Below are 16,511 nucleotides of genomic sequence, written 5' to 3'. Positions count from 1 at the left end.
CGCTCGTCGACCCACGGCAACGTTGCTGCGCTCGGCGTCAGCGCCTTCACCCATTTGTCGAGGTCTGACGAATCACCGCCGGTTAGACTCGTTGTGGCAACGGCACGGAGGGCAGATATCGCATGGGTCGGTCGTCGGAGGCGGGCGCGCGGATCGCGGATCTTCGCAAGCGCCGCCAACTTACCCAGCATGGGCTGGCTGCCCGGGCCAACGTGTCGTACAGCTTGCTGACGAAAGTCGAGAGTGGCAGCAGGCCGGCTTCAGAGGCGTTCGTGGCGGCCTGCGCTCGGGCTTTGGGCGTCGACGTCGCCGCGCTTACGGATCAGACCCTGGCCGATGGCTCTGCAGACGGTCACCTGGGGGAACTCCTCGTCCGAGTGGAGACCCAGCTGGATCTGTACGACCTGGATCCGGACGAATCGGCTCGACCGCGACCGCTCGACCAGTTGCGCGCCGCCGTACGGCAGATCAATCAGGTCGCTCAGGCTGCTAAATATGAACAGATGGCTGGCCTGTTGCCGAGTCTGTACGCCGAGCTGCACGCTGCCGCCCACCTCTGGTCCGGCCGCGAACAGAGCGAAGCGTGGGGGCTGCTCGCCGAGGCATACCGGTGCGCTCACACCATCGGTATCGCGACAGGCTATCCAGATCTGTCCTTGATCGCCCTCAGCCGCATGGATTGGGCTGCCCAAAATGCCGCCGATCGAGCCCCAGGCCTGCGTGCTGCTCGTGAGTATCTGCGGGTGACTGCCTACCTCCGCAAACATGACTACGACACTTGCTGGAACCTCAACGCAGCCGGGCGGGCACATCTGGAGGGTACCGACGCAGAAACACCTGGCAGCCTTGTTGCGGCCGGCCAACTCAACCTCGGGGCTGCCGTGCTGGCTGCTCGCACTGGCGATGCGAGCGCCGCTAGCGAGTACCTGGACGAGGCCAGTCATTACGGGAAGTTGACTGGTGAAGATCTCGAGACCTTCTGGTTTGCCTTCGGACCGACGAACGTGGCCGTCCACCGCGTGATGACCCTGATTGAGCTGGGGGACTACTCCCACGCCGTCGTCCTTGGCGAACAGATAGAGTTCCCAGCCGGTTGGCTGCCCACTCGCATCGGGCACCACCACTTCGACATGGCCCGAGCCTACGAACGGCTGAACCTGCCAGATGACGCCATGCGACATCTGCAGCTGGCCCGCCAAGCAGCTCCCGGCCAAGCCCGTCGTCACCCGACTGTGCGGTCGGTTGTAGCGGACCTGGTGCGGTCCGCTCGCCACCCGTCTGACGTCCTCACTCGATACGCCAATTGGATCGGTCTGTAGGACGCCCTTGCCCAAGACTTGCACACAGGTGTGCAAGTCGGCCCCGTCCCCCGGAGCCAGGATTGGTCACGTAGCGCATCGACGCGGCTACCGGCGACCAGACGGTCGCCGCCTCCAACGGGAGCCAGTCATGACAACCGGGTTTTGGATTCTCACCCTCATAGCGGCGGGACTGTACGTCGTCATCGTCCGTGACATCGCCCAGGAGGTGCGGGGCGAATGACAGCACTTGCTGACGTGCCACGACCGGCCGCCCGGCGCGTCCGCGTCTGGTTCGGCGAGCATGTCATCGCGGATTACACCGGCGAACCGGCCGACGCCATCCAATACCAAGCGGGTATGACGCGGCGCTTCGCAAGTCTCCGCATCACCATCGAGCCTGTGACTGCGACGGCGGATGCGGACGCTGCCAACTTATGAACGGCCCTACGGTTCGAGCGGGTCACGGGGGCTCGCCTCATGCTGCACAGGGTCACCCATGAACTAGCGGAGTCGGTGGGGAGCCGCCGTCCTCAGCCCCTCACGCGCAGAAGATCGCTGCACACCCACCAGCTCCGCCGTACCGCGGTCCTTGTCCGAGTCCTCCTCTCCCCTGTGGAGGGCTCGGCCAGGGCCCGCTCAAGCACCGAGGCGCGGACGGGTGCCTCGGTTCCGGTCGGCTGAGTGGTTGGGGCATACGTCCCTGGGCGAGCAGCCACTCTCAGCCACCGCCGTTCAAGACCAGCGGGCGGGCGCACAGCCTGCAGAGCGGACGCCCGCCCGCTGTTCCACTTCGATGATAGGAGCGCAGTGGATACGCCCGTAATCCCGCTGGATCGGCAGACTGTCGATCCAGCGATCGAAAGGCACTACTCGAGTCGTTGGGACGAGGCTGTTCGGCTGAGCTCGACAGTAAAGGGGCGCTTGGAACAGGCCCGGCTCTACGACTTCCTTAGCCAGTGGTTCCCGCCGTCTCCGGCTCGTGTGGCCGACATCGGCGGTGGTCCCGGTGTGCACGCTGGTTGGCTCCGCGACCAAGGGCACGACGTCGTCCTACTCGACCCAGTCCAGCGGCACGTCGACCAAGCCAACGCGGCAGGTATCACCGCCGAACGTGGCGACGGCCGCCGACTCCCATGGCCGAACCAATCGTTCGACGCCGTGCTCATGGCGGGGCCGCTCTACCACTTGCCGGAGGCAAGCGACCGCCGCCTGGCACTTCGAGAGGCCATGCGGGTGTTGCGTCCCGGCGGCGTGCTCGCTGCGGTAGCGATCAACCGTGCAGCGAACCTGATTGGCTCCACGCTCGCGAACACGCTCCTGACGCGGCACGGCATCGTGCGCGACATCCTGGAGACCGGCCACAGCGCCGACAACGAGCGGATGGCGCACTGCTACTACCACCGCGAGAGCGAGCTACGCAGCGAACTCATCAGCGCCGGGCTGCGGCCAGTGAACATCTTCGGCCTCACCGGACCAGGTGGCTGGCTCACAGTCATGATCGACGCCCACTTCAAGAACCAGCCCTACACCGACAAGCTGGCCGAACACGACCCGCTCGACACGGCACTGGAGTGCTCGCGCCTGGCAGACCGGATGCCCGAGTTGGTGGCAGCTAGCTCACTGTTCCTGGCCGTTGGTCAGAAGGACTGAGTCACGGTGTCCTGCTGCACGGCTGGCGCGATCTCAGCCGAGCTGGCCGTGCAGCTCGATGTACTCCTTTTCGGCACGCAGAACCTTCGACAACACCGCATCTGCGCTCGGCAGCGGATGGAGCGGGAAGTTCGTCCCGTCCCACCTCAGCCGGCCATCCGTGGTCGTCGATGGCGGGATGACCACGGGTGTCCCCGGCTTGACGTACTCAACGCCGGTAGCCAGCCGGCCGAGATTGGTGTCCGGCTGGAGTGTGCAGGTGATCCAGTCGCCGTCCGGCAGCTTCATCGTTGGCGGCCAGATCCCAGGTCGCTCCTGCTCGTACAGCCGCTTGCCGTAAGCGCCGGCGATCCGCGGAAGGCGCCAGATCGCCACGGTCGGGCACGAGGTGACCGCCAGGTTCGGTGGCTCTGCGACGTCCCAGACCGCGCGGGCTGCGTCGGCATGGGTGATCCAGTCGCCGTCAGGCGTGCCCGCGATAGTTGCCGCCTGCACCGGAATCCCGCGCGCCACACAGGCGAGAGCCGTGTCCAACAAGGCGTTCTTGCGTCGAATCATCTGCCTGATCGTCCTCCCGTATCGAGAACATCATTGCCGCGCTACTGCGCGGCTTGTCAATCGGGACTCCAGCAGATCGCTGACTGTCTAACCAAGTGAGGAGCCGTACATGTCCCAAGTCGAACAGATGAAGATGCAGCTGCACGGCCTGGCTGATCAGTCGCGCCAAGGCGCAGCCAGCCTCGCCGGCTTCAAGCAGCGCTTCGAACAGTCAAGCCAACAGGTGCATGCCCTGATCCGCGGCACAGCAACGCGAGCCGACCAGGACATCGCCACCATGCTCGACGCCGCCGCGAAGTCCGTCGACCAAGCCGTGCAGTCGCTCCAGATTGCCGAGGCGGGCTGCCGCAGCTACGCCGATCAGATTTAGCAGGCCACGACGTATGCCCTCTGAGCTGCAGCGGGTGGCCGAACAGCTGCTCGCCAGCTTGAATCAGGTTCCGCGGGTGGTGAGCTACCTTCACGATCGAGCGGGGAAGCTCCGCGAAGCCGCGGCGTGGATCGGCAGCACCAGCAACAACCCGAACGCCCGCATAGCCGCCATGCAGCTCCACGAGGCAGCACGTCGTTGCGACGAGGCCGCCCACTACTTGACCCAGGCCGAGTCCCGAGCACGGCAGTGGGTCGAGCAGATGGTGAGCGGTGGAAGGGCTGTAGAGCCGAGTCATGGTCCGACGACTGAACGGCCGCTTGGTCCAGGTGGAAGCCGCCCGCCCACAGATGGTAGGCGAGAGAACGCCAGCGGCAGGCTGCGAGCAAAGGATGATGCAGACAAGGCCCCGGGGACCGGTGACAGCCCGACTCTCGAGGACTTACCGAGGCTACCGAAGCTGAGTGATGAGGAGGCGAGGCGTCTGCTCGACAAGCTGCCGGTCCGCGGTCAGAAGTTCGGACAGCGCGAGAAGACCCGAGGTATCTGGCGCGACGACCGCGGCACCGAGTACGACCTGGTCAGTGGGCGTGGAGAGGACGTGGTCGGTGACGCAAGCCAGGATCTGTACCGTCAGGCAGAAGAGTTCGCCATCGAGCACCGGCTGGGCAACCCACCCGGGACCCTCAGCATCACCTCACACGTCGAGATCAAATTCGCCATGCTGATGTGGAGGCGCGGTATTAGGGATGCGACGATCGTCATCAACAATCTTCCGTGCAAGGGCGACTCCAGCTGTGAGGAGTGGTTGGACAAGTTCCTGCCACCTGGCGCGAAGCTGACTATCCACGGCCCGGACAACTTCAAACAGACCTACCCCAAGCCACCGCCGACTGGAGGAGCCTGAGCACCGTGACCTACACCGTTCGAGCCTTCTACAAGCACGATCAGGAGCCGGATCCCTGGATCGTGTCCTCGTCCGAGGACGTCGACGCTCTTATCGATGCCGTGCTTCACGAGCCGCCGAGCAACTCCGTGATCACCTTGTACGTCGCGGAACGCCCCAAGACCGAGTACGACATGCCAGACCACGAACTGCGCGCTGCGATCAACCAGGACACGAAGGTCGGTGGCCTGCGGTACGCAGGTCCGGCCGACGGTGCGGTCGGCGTTTGGTATGCGAGTGGTCGAGACAGCGAGCGCGAGGAGGTCTTCTACTACTACATGGGGCACGATGAGGGCTGGCCGCACGATTCCGAGGTGCCGCTAGACGAACTCAGGTCCGCGATGAAGACCTTCCTGGCCAGTGGAGAACGTCCGTCGGATCTGGAGTGGCGGGCCTGGCCGGAAAACGTCAGCTGATTCGGTCCCGGCGACCGGAGGTACCTCCTGGAGATCAAGGCAAGACAGACGAGGGGGCGCGGCTTTCCTGGGATCGCGAATGCGGTCGCTGCCTCGATTGCTGGCGATTTCACGGAACCGAGCGAACTGGCTTGATCAAGGTCGTAGGTTCTCCCTACGAGTCCGGCGCCGCAACGCAGCACGGAGGGACGGATTGCGGCAGAGCTGCACCATGTTGAACGCTTCCCGGTTGGGCGAGTAAGAGGAGACGAATGCGGAACATGGCTTGGGATCCTTGGGCGATCAAGCCTGACTCCGAGCGTGAGATCTGGGACTTCAGCCCGCTATCAGCTGTTGGACCGCTTATCTTCTGGATGCAGCACCACGAGGTGGAACACGCGATCGGACATCGAGCGAGCCTTGGCCATTGGGGCGACACACTTAGTAGTGCGAGCTTCGGGCAGGGATTCACGACGTACTACGACGACGGACATCTACACGCGGTCGCTATCGATGCCTGTGTAGGTCCACTGGTGAGATTCGAGGGTGCCCAGTTGGTCGGTCGGCCACCGTCGGAGGTCGCCGACTGGTACGGCGACAACTTCGAGCGATTGGAGGCCGACTGTGTCGTCAATCAGCATGGTGACCCGTCCTCCGACCGTCTCGGTTTCGTTATCCGCGCGCAGCGTGCAGGCGATCGCCTTCTCACCCGTCCTGTCTTCGTCGGCTGGCAATGGTCCGGCCGCTGCGGCGACATCCAGGAAAGCTGCATCCCTGAAGAAGAGTGGCAGGTGCGCTGAGCTGAGGCCTTAGGCCAGGCTGCTCATGTATCCGTCGGCCGATCGATCGCGGCCTCGTAGAATGCGTCTGCGAGCGCGACGATGACTGCGTTGATGCCAGGTCCGTCGCTGAAGAAGTAGTCGGCCATCGTGTTATGAGCTTCCTGGTTGTCGACAACCGCCTCAGTGACGGCTGTTTGGAAGTCCTGCGACTCCATGAACTGCTTCGAGGTCTAGGAACTGGTGCGACGCTACCGTCGGCACTGGGGGAGCGTGAAGTCGTGGCCAAGGGCATCAGGCCGGGAGGAACCGGAACCACGGACCCCACAAGCTGCTAGGGGCGCCCGACTCACCCCAGCGAGCACCTCGAGCCCGGCGTGCAGTGATCTCGGTGGCAGCGGGCACAGCATGTCGGTGCGTGGCGCTATCGTGTCGGGCATCATCCAAGGGGGAGATCAATGAGCGACGAAGCAGACGTGCCTGTTTGGACCTTGTCGACGTCCGACGCGTCGAACGTGCCGGGAATTGCTAACGCCGATGCTCTGACGCCGGAACGCTTGGCTGAGCTTCGTACGGCGCTCGCCGCCTTCTCCTCGGTCCCGTTGGTGACCTTGGAGGCCCATCCGCTGCCGAAGAAGCGCGACCGTTCGATTGGCTTGCCTCTGGACGCCGTGAGTCCCCTCGCGCAGGAGCTCTCGCGTCTGGTAGCCGCGAGTGCCAAGAACGTGTCTGCGGTAGAGCAGGTCGCAGGCTCCGGAGAGGTGCTTTACCGGATGGTGGTGCCGGCGAAAGTTGCTGCACAGGTTGGCAAGGGCCTTGTCAAGCCGATGGCGTCGAAGACCGCCGCGAACGGGGTCTACGGCACCTTGGTCGACAGCGCGACGAACGTGGCGGTCGCCAACGCAACCATGGTTCCCGTCGGACGTGCGGTCGCGGGCGCTGCCAGTACCGGTGCCGCCGGAACCGCCGTTGGTGCGATCGCCGCAGGTGGAGCCATCACTGTCGCTGCTCCGCTGGTTCTGATGGCAGTCGCCGTCGGTGTGAGCGCGTACGCCGATAGTCAACGCCAGAAGGCGATCGAGCGTATCGCGCAGCTCCTGGAGAAGCTCCACGACGACAAATTGGAGCACGAGCGCAACGAGCTCGACGGCTGCAGGGACGCTATCGACAAGGCGACCGCACTGCTGCTGGACCGTGGCAAGGTCGGAGCTTCGCTCGGGCTGGATTCGGCAGTTCACGCCATCAGTACTGCTACGCAGAGCGCCGAGCGCCGCGTGAAGAAATGGGAAGCCGCGCTTGACGAGATCGTCGACAACCGCGCCGAGGTCGCCGATCTGGAGGCTGAGTTTCCCGGCATCAGCGAGGAAGGCGGCGAGTTCCGCACGCACCTCGAGTTGGCCGCTCTTGCGATCGCCCTGAAGCGCCGTGTGGTCGTCCTTCAGGGAGTGGAGGCTGGCCAGAGCGACCCGGACAACCCGTTCGAGAACTTCGTGCGGAGCCTCAAGACCGATCAGCAGAGAATCGACGAGTTGGACGCGCGAATCAGTAGGGTGGTCCTTCGACTTTCAGCCATTGAGTTGCGATCGCCCACGCGGCTCATCGACAAGTTCATGACGCGCGGGCAGGTTGACGGCCTCCTCGAGACGTCCTATCGGCTCAGAGCTTTGGGCGACTCGATCGGCGGAACCGGTCGAACGTCAGAGGTCATCATCGAGATCGAGAAGCACAGCGACGGGACACTCCTGGTGCTTCCGGCGCACGCGTCCTGAACGGCGGCCGGGCACACCGGTACCGGCGGATCCGTAGGAGATGCCCCAAGCGCGACGGGATCGTCATGCGCAGGTCATCCTGCGGAGTCAGCGCGCCCTCCAAACGAGATACCGCACCGACGATCTGGTGATCGTGGTGCGGTGTCTCGTTAAGTGCCGTCCCGAGTGCCCGAGGTCCGGTCCCCGAGATGCTAGGGAGCGGAGTTGCCCGGGGACACGCTCACGGTTCCTCAACGAGCCGGGCTCGGTCGGAGGTCGATCGTGCCCAACATCGTCTCAAGCAGTGCGAGCGCAGCGCCTCGGGACAGTACGTCGTGGTCGCGCTGATTTCCGTAGCTGCGCAAGCATCCGTAGCAGGAGGTCTCCGGGCCGCACTCGCAGGAGGCGACCCGCTTCAGCGCCGCCTTCAGCACGCGCTCCAGATGTTCTTCAACGAGAAGGACGTGTCCTGCTCCACCGGGAACGGTGTCGAACAGCACGATCGACCAGGTGGATGCGCCGGTCGGAGCCAGCGATCCACCGATGTCGTCGCGGGCGATCTGCAGCTCGTCGCACGCTGCCTCCAGCACGGCGTAGAGGAGTGACTTCCAATTTGCCTGAGTCTGGGACGCGGCAGGGATCCTGATGTCGATGAAGAGCAGGTCGGTCTCGTAGTTGTGGGCGAGGTCGAGCCATCGCGACTGACCAGTGCATGGCTTGCCAGTCAGTAGATGGTCGTGCGCGGGTGGCTTGCGCGGGTGAAGAACTCGGGCCGAACCGTAGCCGCACCAGGTGCAGATCCAGAAGCCTGAGTTGCCGGGCCCGTCGGCGACGGCGACCAGTCGTCCCCGCGGACCGACCCGGACGTCGCACGTTCCGTGCTTGATGCTGACCTTGCGTGCCTTGACCTCGTCGGGTTCCTTAAGAACGTACGTCGACCCGCTCCAAGAACGACGCGGAGGCCGCGGCCCTGGACGCGTGGGGTTTCGAGCGGCGACAAAGCCGAACTCCGGGACCGTGATCGTGCGGGCCGCGTCCGCTGACGCTTCGCCGCAGTGTGGGCAAAGCGGATCGAGGTCGGCGAGCGCTTGCCAGAAGCCCAAGCACCGCTTGCAGATCCGATACTCGAACTCCTCGAGGTCACGCCCGGGCATACGGTAGATACCCCTCGCCGTCCACAGCATGCCGCCGGCAACGAGGGTCGCGTCTGGTGCGTACTCGTGGATTGCCTGAGACAGGTCGCGAGACAAGTCGAGCTTTGCGCCGGCTTGGTTCCCGGAGTATGCCGTGCGCAGCTCGACCGAATCGACCGGAAACCCGTACTTGGGCAGCACGTTACGCGTCGCGAGGAAGCCGAGCAGGTCCCGGGTCTGCAGCGTGCGGCCGACCATCCTGTATCGCTCGGCGAGCTTGTAGTTCTTCGCGGCCGCCGCCTCAAGCTGGAGCGCTTCAAGGGCCGCCACGTCGCCGGAGAGTTCCGTCCGCACGCTCTCGAGGAGAGCGAGTAACACCGGCACCCAGTCGTTGGTCGCGAGTCCCAGCTCCCCAGCCACCGGCTTCGGGACAACGCGTGCGAGAGCGTCCGCGATCTCGGATGGAACGGGATCGAGGAAGGCCTTTAGCAGAGAAACCGGCGGATCCTCGCTGCTGTCGCCGGGAAGGAAGAACTGCCCAGCGGTCCGCGCGATGTGCTGGTGCTCTTCCAGATACCAGCGGAAAAATGCGGCCATCACAACCGAGTGTGCATGGCGGCGATCGACTCGGGCATTTTCGAGCGGGACGTAGGGGGCGCGGACCGCGCCGGACATCATCACTTCGGGCTCGGCGAATCTACTCAGGTCGTGGGATCTGCGATTTGCGTATGTGACCACGAGGGCTGCAGCCCCTGAGCGACGGCCGGCGCGGCCAGCGCGCTGGACATAGTTCGCCGTCGTCGGCGGCATGTTCCGCAGAAATACTGCCTGAAGCTCACCAACGTCGACACCGAGCTCGAACGTCGTCGAGCACGACAGGGTGTTCACCTCGCCACGGATGAACTGATGCTGGACGTTCGCCGCCTCGACGTTGGTCCACTGAGCCGTGTGCTCCTGAGCCTTCAGCGGGACGGCGAGCATGGATCGGTACAAGGCACGATAGTGGTTTCGCTCGGCATTCACGGATGGAGGCACGAACTCCTCGAGTTGGCCTTCGCAGCCCAGAGCCGGGCAGACACCGCGCACGGAGAAGGCAGCAACGCGGCGGCAGACCGTGCAGTGGTGGACCGGTCTATTGTCGGTTGCCCACAGCAAGCGCAGGAGCTCGTGGTCGACCTGGTAGACGACACCCAGTCCCTGTTGTGTGCTCGCCTTGAGCCAGTCGACAGGAGTCGCTGGTGCGGTGAGGAAGCTCCAGATTCCTTTGAGGAGAGCGGATGGATCGTCGTCACGTCCCAGGGCCAACAGGACTCGGCGGACGTAGTCGATGCGGCGATTTGTTCCCGCGCCGGGAAGCCAGGACAGCACCTTACGGATCGCCTGCGGTCCTGACTCGCGGGCGTAGATCGGCCCGAGGCGGGGCGTGAAGATCTCGTCTTTTGCGTCGACGTCGGCCGGCATTGTGACGGCACCCTGCTGCCGCAGAGTGCGAACGAGCTCCTGTAGGAATGCCCACGCTTCGTCCTCTCTCAGCCCGAGCGCCACGAGTGGCGCGGGTGCTGCCCAGGTGGGATCGCGGTCCATCACGATGGACAGTAGCCCGAGGCCTTCTAACGACTGGCGGTCGTCAGTGGCCACGACCTCTGCCATGACCCAGGGGCCGACTTCACGCGCCTGCTGCTGTGCCGTCATGCGGCGGGGGAAGGTCTGGACCTGCTCGGCTGCCTTGCGGGTCGAGAAGACGAGGTCTTCGATCATCACCGCGTCGTTGGCGGCACCGGCGTCGACGAGGCCCTGGCTGATGAGCCGGCGTCGCTTGAGCCGTTCGTAGGAGTCTTCGAGGTAAGGCGCAAAGTACGCGGCTGCCTGGCGGCTGTCGCTGAATGCTAAGAGCTTGCGGCCCTCGCCTGGCAGTTGTTGTTCCGTGATCTGCGGGCTGGGTGGGACGCTTTGGTACAGCGAGGTTGCAATGACCGCACCGCTCGCATCAGCACCGGTCTCGAAGACGCGGACGGTCGCCGGGCCGCGGGCGCCACACACGAGGCAGCCGGCGATCTCTTCGCCGCGCTGCTTCAGCTTTCGGACCCCCCGGAGGTGTGTCGAGTCGCAGGCAGGGCAAGAGTTGGCTGAGGAACTCGCAATGGCTCCACACGACGTGCACAGCTTCGCGTCGTCGGCACTAACCTCGGCGCCGTCGTCGGCGGCGGCTTGCTCATCCTCATCAACCTGCGCGTTGTGGTCGGTCAGCACGAGCCACTGGTTGGACTTGGTTGCCGCGCGTGGAAGGAGCTTCGTGACTCCGCCGGATGACACCACATTCCCGACGACATGCACGGCACCACAGCGTGTGCAGGAGCCGATCTCGAACATCGGTGCCTCGCACTCGGGGCACGAGTCATGGCGGGCGAGCTGCACGTGCGGGCCAGAGTCCGAGAGGCAGGCGAACGCGCCTTCGGTCGCGCGAAGGAATAGGTGGTAGCGGGCCGAGATCGGGGTAGACCCATCCCAACAGTGAATGGAACTGCCGAGATCGATGAGTGCCGCGAGGCCGGCCCGAGCTTCTTCCTGGCCAGTGAACACGGTCGCGGCCACTTTGTCGAAGGGCGCTGGCCTGGCGCCTAGCGTCTTGCGTACCTCGACGAGAGCTGCCTCGTGCAGCAGGGCCTCGTAGGCGGTGCCTGCGGAGAAGCCGGCCTCTTCCGCCTTCGCAAGCACAGCCTGTTCGCGATCTACTGCGCTCGCCACTTCGACATACTCAGCTGCGGTCAGCGGACCCCAATGTGGGCCGAGCGGGGTGTCGACGCGCTCTGCGGTGACGAGGTCCTGTCGACTCGTGTCTGCGTTGACCCACTCGAATGGCTGTCCGAACAGGTTGGATGCGAATCGCATGACCGCTGCCGGGTCAGCATCGGCACCGACCGTTGCCGAGGTGGCGATGCACTGGATCGGGCGATCGGGAGCGACGCGATCGCGAACTCGACGAAGCAGCATGGCGATCTCTGCGCCCTGTGTGCCGTCGTAGGCGTGCGCCTCGTCGACCACGATGAACCGCCAAGTTTTCTGGCCCTTAGGGAAGAGCGCCATGTCCTGGGGGCGGAGCAACAGGTACTCCAACATGGCGTAGTTGGTCAGAAGGAGCTGCGGTGGTGTTGCTCGCATCTCCTCGCGACTCAGCAGCTCGTTCGGGAGTACGGGCTCGCCGATGTTGAGCTGTGAGAACATGTCGCGCGCCGTCGCGGGGTCGTTCTCGGTGTCGCCTGTGTAGCGGCCGAAGGTGATATCCGGATACCCGGCCAGCAGCTGCCGAAGGCGTTTCAGCTGGTCATTGGCCAGCGCGTTCATGGGGTAGAGGAGGAGCGCGCGCACCCCTGGGCCGAGCGTTCCTGCTTCTTTCTCGCGCACCAAGCTGTCGAGGATCGGGAGGAGGAACGACTCGGTCTTGCCGGAGCCTGTGCCGGTCGCAACCACGACGTTTCGACCGGCCGCGACCTTCCGCATGGCCTGTTCCTGGTGAACGTACAGCGGACGGTCGGGGGGCAGCGCGGCGCTGCTCAGCGCGCCGAACGAAGGCGATAGGAGCCCATCTTCGATGAGCTCGTGAACCGTTGACCCCGGCGCATACGGAGGCGTGGCTTCGAGGTACGGGCCCTTGTCGAGCAGCGGCGTCGTCTCAATGGCTTCGCGGAGGGCGGCGTCGAGCTTGGAATCCCGTACGGCGAGCAGCGATTGGAGGTAGCGTCGGTACGTCGCCTTGATATCGGTACTGGTCCGGACCGCGTCGATGTTGCCGATCACGAAGACTGCTCCTTTGTCCTGGCTGCGGCTGCGGCTACGAGCAACTCGGCCAACACGAGATCGATGGTCACCAGCTGAGGCACAACGGTGGCCAGATCCACCCAGCCGCGCCGCAGATATTCCATGTGCTTCACAGCCAGGTCGTGACCTCGCGCTGCGTATCGGGCGGCGATAGCCAGGCCGATGGAGATAGCGGGAATGGCACGCCAGCCGTCGTTTCGCGTCGGGTGTTTGCGCGCTTGGAAGGACGCGTAGACCTCGGGGGCAGCGATCTGGGCCAGGAGCTTCTCCGTAACCGCGAGCACACTGCGCGCATTGCGGAGCAGCCAGTCGAGTCGCCTGTCGTTGCGCCGTGAGATGAGCTCCATGGCTGCGATTACACGAGTGTCACTGCCGAGAAGACCCTGGGGAACGAGTCCCATCATGGCGACGAATGCATCGCGTTGCGCGGGATTGTGGGCGTAGATGTCTGCGCCATCATCGAACCTGCCCGATTTGGCGTACAGGTCGGAGCCTTCCATTACCGTGGTGACGACGTCGCCACAGACCTCGATCGCGGCATCGACCTCTTCGGGCGACCACTCCGCATCAGCGGCAGACAGAAGGACAGCGGCAAGTGCGCCACGAGGTGTCCATGTCGGAGGCGCGTCGTCGTGCGCAGCTGCCAGGTTCGCCCATGCGAGCCCTGACCGGATCACCAGCGCTGGAATCTCTTCAGTAGGCACCGATGACTGTGCCATCGCCATAAGCGCTGGCCTTGGCTGACGGAACATGGCGGCCTCGACGGTATCGCGCACATGAATCTCGCGGTCGCCCAGACCAAGTTCCGGGAGGGTGGCCCGAATCGTCCAGAGCCGAGTGAAGTCAGTGATGTGCTCGGGCAGACCACGGACGCCCGCCAGGAACGCCGACACAGCAGACTCCTCGGCGTCGTCGCTGAGGAGCCACCCTAGCGCATTGACGAATCGAGACTGTCCCAGTTCAGGCCAGTCGGGAACCGGCTCGGGGGCCCAAGGGTCGTCAACGCGTGCCGTGACTAGGAGCGGTCCTGCCTCCTGTAGGTCGTCCGGAAGGAGTGCGGCGCCGTTTTCGATCGGGACCACCGCGGCCGTTCGCCATGGTGCGCGGGACGCATAGATCAAGGCAACCAGCCCACTGACGTCAGCGCAGTCGTCGAACTCCAGGCTCGGGCCGGCCATGCTGACGGCGGAGAACAGTCGCTTGGGGCGAATCGAGGCGATCGGCAGTTGACCCTCCGCGCCAAGGCTCAGAGCGAGCTGCTTGTGCGCGTTGAGGGTGTCGACGATCTGCGCCAGGTTGAAGCGATAGACGCCCTGTCGGCCTGCGCCCGGTTCAAGGGTCTGAAGGGACTGCGATCCGGTGAATATCGACAGAGCCGGCTGTGCGTTGGCCCCTACATCGAGGATCAGTGTGCCGGCGTCAGCGACGACGTCCTCAGTGTAGAGAGTCAGCGCACGCACCGACGGCCGTGTGGTCGTTTCAGTCGACTGATAGGCGATAGTCATGTGGGGCGGCGACACCGCGAGCGTCGTGCTCTGACTGCCCGCGCTCACCGTAATAAATCGGTCTCGTTGGCGAGGACTCAGCGAAACCGATCTATGGTCAACGTCCATCCCGGCAGGAGTGCTAACGGTGACGGTGGCGGGGACGAGTCCGTCAGGACTCAGCCTGCGCCATGACGGCGAACTCCGCACCTGAAGTCCCTCGGCAATGAACACCGTGCGCGATGCGCCGCGTCCCCACGGTCCACGAGCGCGGATCGTGAAGGAGCCGAGGATCGGGCGCTGCTGCTCAGTCCACAGACTGGTCGTTGGCTGGCCAGACTTGAACGTCGTACGACGAATGAGCGATCCCTTGCTGTCGAGGATCGACACCTCCCAGTTGGCATCCGCGCCAAGCCCCTGCGGTAACACAATCTCAGGGAGCTCGGTAAAGACAGGCGCTCCGCTCAATGTGCGTACGCCGACCAGGGGCTGGCCCACCTCGATGTGGGCAGCGCTAAAGGTGCGGATCGTATGCGCCTTCCCATCCGTCCCGAAACGCACCGAGCGGACATCCGCCAGGTCGACGAGCGTGAGCGACCACTGCGACCAGCCGGGAGGAAGTGCGGTCTCGGTGACCACCCTCGGCTCGCCCTCGAACACCAGGCCACTGGAATCGCCCGGCACGAGAAGCCACACAAGGCTGCCCGGCAGAGCAAGCCCCGACGGAAGACACACGCCGTCCTCGCCGAACGCAAGGAAGGGATCGTTGTCATCGACCACCGATACGTTCGCCGTCAGGTGCTCGCGGCCTTCGAGCGCAGCCGAAGCAACACGGATCGGGCGCGGGATTGGTACAGATGTCGCGGGAGCGGGTTCAGACGACCCCGGCCACAGGGCCTGCGTCCCAACGCGTTGTGGGTCGCCATCGAGCGTGACCACCCAGGTAGCGCGCCCGTCGGGCGCGTCGCCGACCGGCGGAAGCTGGAGCAGTGGGCCGCGGCCGTACGGGTCGAGGACGAGGTGCGGATAGAGCTTCCCCCCGCGCGTGCCGCGGGCTCGGGCCGGCTCAAGCCTGCCGGCCTGATGCAGCTCCAACGCCTTGAGGCGGAATCGGTCAGGCAGTGGGATCTCACTGCCGTCACCTCCGGCACCGATGATGTCGAGCAATTCGAAGATCCGGTCGGTCACATCGATCGCGAACTCGCCACCGAACCGCAAGAACCGGTTGACAGGCATGTCCACGTCGTAGAGACGGCCGGCCGCGGCGCGGCTAGCGGCCCACGCGACGAACGACTCAGCATCGAGCGCAGGGTGCCTCGTACGTTGCTCGGTCACAACGCGGTAGAAGTCGTCCAGACACCACGTCGGCACGCCGCAGTGGAGGAGGATCCGGCCGAGGTATCTCGTCCCGGCATCGGCGTCGGCATTCGCAAACGTGGGCAAGCCCAACGTTGCGAGGTTGTCGAGGAAGGCCTGACCCCACTCCTGCTGGAATGCCGGAGAGTTGCTGATTTGGAGCAACCCGGCCAGCTTGGGCCAGAAACCGTGCCCGTCGTACTTCCCGATTGCGGCATTCGTCGTCGACAGCACCTGGACAGCCGGATACACACGCAGGGCGAGCGAGCGGCGATACCCGTTGTAGGAGAACTTGCGGTAGTTCGCGCCAAGTACGCCGAGCATCTGCGCCGCATGATCTGGGTTCACCTGATACTCAGCCGCCAAGGACACGGCGGCGAGGCGCTTCGACCACTGCCTCTCGCGTGCCTGAAGCGCCTCGGTCGGCGTTAACACGCGCTGCTGCTCATGCTCCGATATCGACCCCACTGCCCCCACCCCAAAATTTGTGTCTCCAACACTGGCAGACCCCTCCGACACTCCCTGAGCAGAGTGTTTCCGGAATCCGCGGCCGTCGAAGCGATGCTCGGCATCGAGAACTCGGTTTCCCCCCCGGGTCATCTCAGCGAGCACAGCGCTCCATGCATGTCATCGCGAGTCCGTGTGCTCACCCCGATCCTCGAACTGAGCAACCTCGAACTTCAATACCCTGGTGCCCTCCGAGACCATCCGTGCTGTGGCATCTGGTATTCCGTCCTGAGAGCGCGCCCGGATGCCTCGTTGGGCTTGAGTAGCACGTTCCATGCGTCGTCGATCCGCGGCGCGTCGGCCTGGTCGGTGCAATCCATTCGAGCCTTGGCCCTGAGCCTTCTGGGGAGCGGTGGGATTCAGGTCTGAACGGCGCGGCGTCTTCAGGGTGTGACTTGACATGGGACATCGTCCAGATGCCGGTTGCCGACTGACATCTGATGCGGGGCAATTTGTGCCGGCCAAGCG

12 protein-coding genes are annotated in these 16,511 nt (G+C 64.7%); 8 read left to right on the top strand and 4 right to left on the bottom strand.

Annotation, left to right across the window (positions count from 1 at the left end; genetic code table 11):
- Positions 1-122: 122 nt before the first annotated feature.
- The 3 genes from ACIA58_RS33245 (at position 123) to ACIA58_RS33235 (ending at position 2,951) form a co-directional block, all read left to right on the top strand.
- Positions 123-1,319, top strand: a complete 1,197-nt coding sequence (locus tag ACIA58_RS33245; protein ID WP_396407768.1) for a helix-turn-helix domain-containing protein — start codon at positions 123-125, stop codon at positions 1,317-1,319.
- 219 nt (positions 1,320-1,538) lie between these two features.
- On the top strand, positions 1,539-1,739 hold the full coding sequence (locus ACIA58_RS33240) for a hypothetical protein (protein WP_396407767.1): 201 nt from the start codon (positions 1,539-1,541) through the stop codon (positions 1,737-1,739).
- A 483-nt stretch (positions 1,740-2,222) separates the two neighbouring features.
- Positions 2,223-2,951, top strand: a complete 729-nt coding sequence (locus ACIA58_RS33235) for a class I SAM-dependent methyltransferase (RefSeq protein ID WP_396407766.1) — start codon at positions 2,223-2,225, stop codon at positions 2,949-2,951.
- Positions 2,952-2,984: 33 nt separating this feature from the next.
- Here the strand turns inward: ACIA58_RS33235 and ACIA58_RS33230 are convergent, their stop codons facing one another.
- Positions 2,985-3,509 carry a hypothetical protein gene (locus tag ACIA58_RS33230; RefSeq protein WP_396407765.1) on the bottom strand — a complete coding sequence of 175 codons (525 nt, stop codon included), beginning with the start codon at positions 3,507-3,509 and terminating at the stop codon, positions 2,985-2,987.
- A 109-nt stretch (positions 3,510-3,618) separates the two neighbouring features.
- Here ACIA58_RS33230 and ACIA58_RS33225 point away from each other — a divergent pair, with 109 nt between their 5' ends.
- From ACIA58_RS33225 to ACIA58_RS33210, 4 genes are all read left to right on the top strand, one after another.
- The gene (locus ACIA58_RS33225) at positions 3,619-3,879 is read left to right on the top strand and encodes a hypothetical protein (RefSeq protein ID WP_132407017.1); all 261 of its coding nucleotides are present in this window, start codon (positions 3,619-3,621) and stop codon (positions 3,877-3,879) included.
- 34 nt (positions 3,880-3,913) lie between these two features.
- Positions 3,914-4,786 (top strand): DddA-like double-stranded DNA deaminase toxin, encoded by an 873-nt coding sequence (locus tag ACIA58_RS33220; protein ID WP_396407764.1) that lies wholly within the window; start codon positions 3,914-3,916, stop codon positions 4,784-4,786.
- A 5-nt stretch (positions 4,787-4,791) separates the two neighbouring features.
- Positions 4,792-5,241, top strand: a complete 450-nt coding sequence (locus tag ACIA58_RS33215) for an Imm1 family immunity protein (RefSeq protein WP_396407763.1) — start codon at positions 4,792-4,794, stop codon at positions 5,239-5,241.
- 251 nt (positions 5,242-5,492) lie between these two features.
- The gene (locus tag ACIA58_RS33210) at positions 5,493-6,020 is read left to right on the top strand and encodes a hypothetical protein (RefSeq protein WP_396407762.1); all 528 of its coding nucleotides are present in this window, start codon (positions 5,493-5,495) and stop codon (positions 6,018-6,020) included.
- A gap of 23 nt (positions 6,021-6,043) precedes the next feature.
- On the opposite strand, the gene ACIA58_RS33205 is transcribed toward ACIA58_RS33210, so the two are convergent.
- Positions 6,044-6,217 (bottom strand): hypothetical protein, encoded by a 174-nt coding sequence (locus ACIA58_RS33205; protein WP_396407761.1) that lies wholly within the window; start codon positions 6,215-6,217, stop codon positions 6,044-6,046.
- Positions 6,218-6,457: 240 nt separating this feature from the next.
- Between ACIA58_RS33205 and ACIA58_RS33200 the strand changes: the two genes are divergently transcribed.
- Entirely contained in the window at positions 6,458-7,768 is a 1,311-nt protein-coding gene (locus ACIA58_RS33200; RefSeq protein ID WP_396407760.1) for a hypothetical protein, read from the top strand.
- A gap of 230 nt (positions 7,769-7,998) precedes the next feature.
- On the opposite strand, the gene ACIA58_RS33195 is transcribed toward ACIA58_RS33200, so the two are convergent.
- Together ACIA58_RS33195 and ACIA58_RS33190 are read right to left on the bottom strand one after the other, a co-directional pair.
- Positions 7,999-12,675: a DEAD/DEAH box helicase gene (locus ACIA58_RS33195; protein ID WP_396407759.1), complete on the bottom strand. Its 4,677-nt coding sequence runs from the start codon at positions 12,673-12,675 to the stop codon at positions 7,999-8,001.
- Positions 12,672-15,971: a hypothetical protein gene (locus tag ACIA58_RS33190; RefSeq protein ID WP_396407758.1), complete on the bottom strand. Its 3,300-nt coding sequence runs from the start codon at positions 15,969-15,971 to the stop codon at positions 12,672-12,674. Before ACIA58_RS33190 ends, ACIA58_RS33195 begins: the two co-directional genes overlap by 4 nt.
- Between the last annotated feature and the right edge of the window lie 540 nt (positions 15,972-16,511).

Origin of the sequence: Kribbella sp. NPDC051586 (genome assembly GCF_044453965.1) — a bacterium.
Taxonomy (GTDB): Bacteria; Actinomycetota; Actinomycetes; order Propionibacteriales; family Kribbellaceae; genus Kribbella.
The sequence above is the reverse complement of the archived record's forward strand: the minus strand, read 5'-3'. Positions and strand labels throughout refer to the sequence as shown.

Coding starts and splice junctions, on each gene's coding strand:
- ACIA58_RS33245 (WP_396407768.1), top strand. CDS start 123: ATGGGTCGGTCGTCGGAGGCGGGCGCGCGGATCGCGGATCTTCGCAAG.
- ACIA58_RS33240 (WP_396407767.1), top strand. CDS start 1,539: ATGACAGCACTTGCTGACGTGCCACGACCGGCCGCCCGGCGCGTCCGC.
- ACIA58_RS33230 (WP_396407765.1), bottom strand. CDS start 3,509: ATGATTCGACGCAAGAACGCCTTGTTGGACACGGCTCTCGCCTGTGTG.
- ACIA58_RS33225 (WP_132407017.1), top strand. CDS start 3,619: ATGTCCCAAGTCGAACAGATGAAGATGCAGCTGCACGGCCTGGCTGAT.
- ACIA58_RS33210 (WP_396407762.1), top strand. CDS start 5,493: ATGCGGAACATGGCTTGGGATCCTTGGGCGATCAAGCCTGACTCCGAG.
- ACIA58_RS33205 (WP_396407761.1), bottom strand. CDS start 6,217: ATGGAGTCGCAGGACTTCCAAACAGCCGTCACTGAGGCGGTTGTCGAC.
- ACIA58_RS33200 (WP_396407760.1), top strand. CDS start 6,458: ATGAGCGACGAAGCAGACGTGCCTGTTTGGACCTTGTCGACGTCCGAC.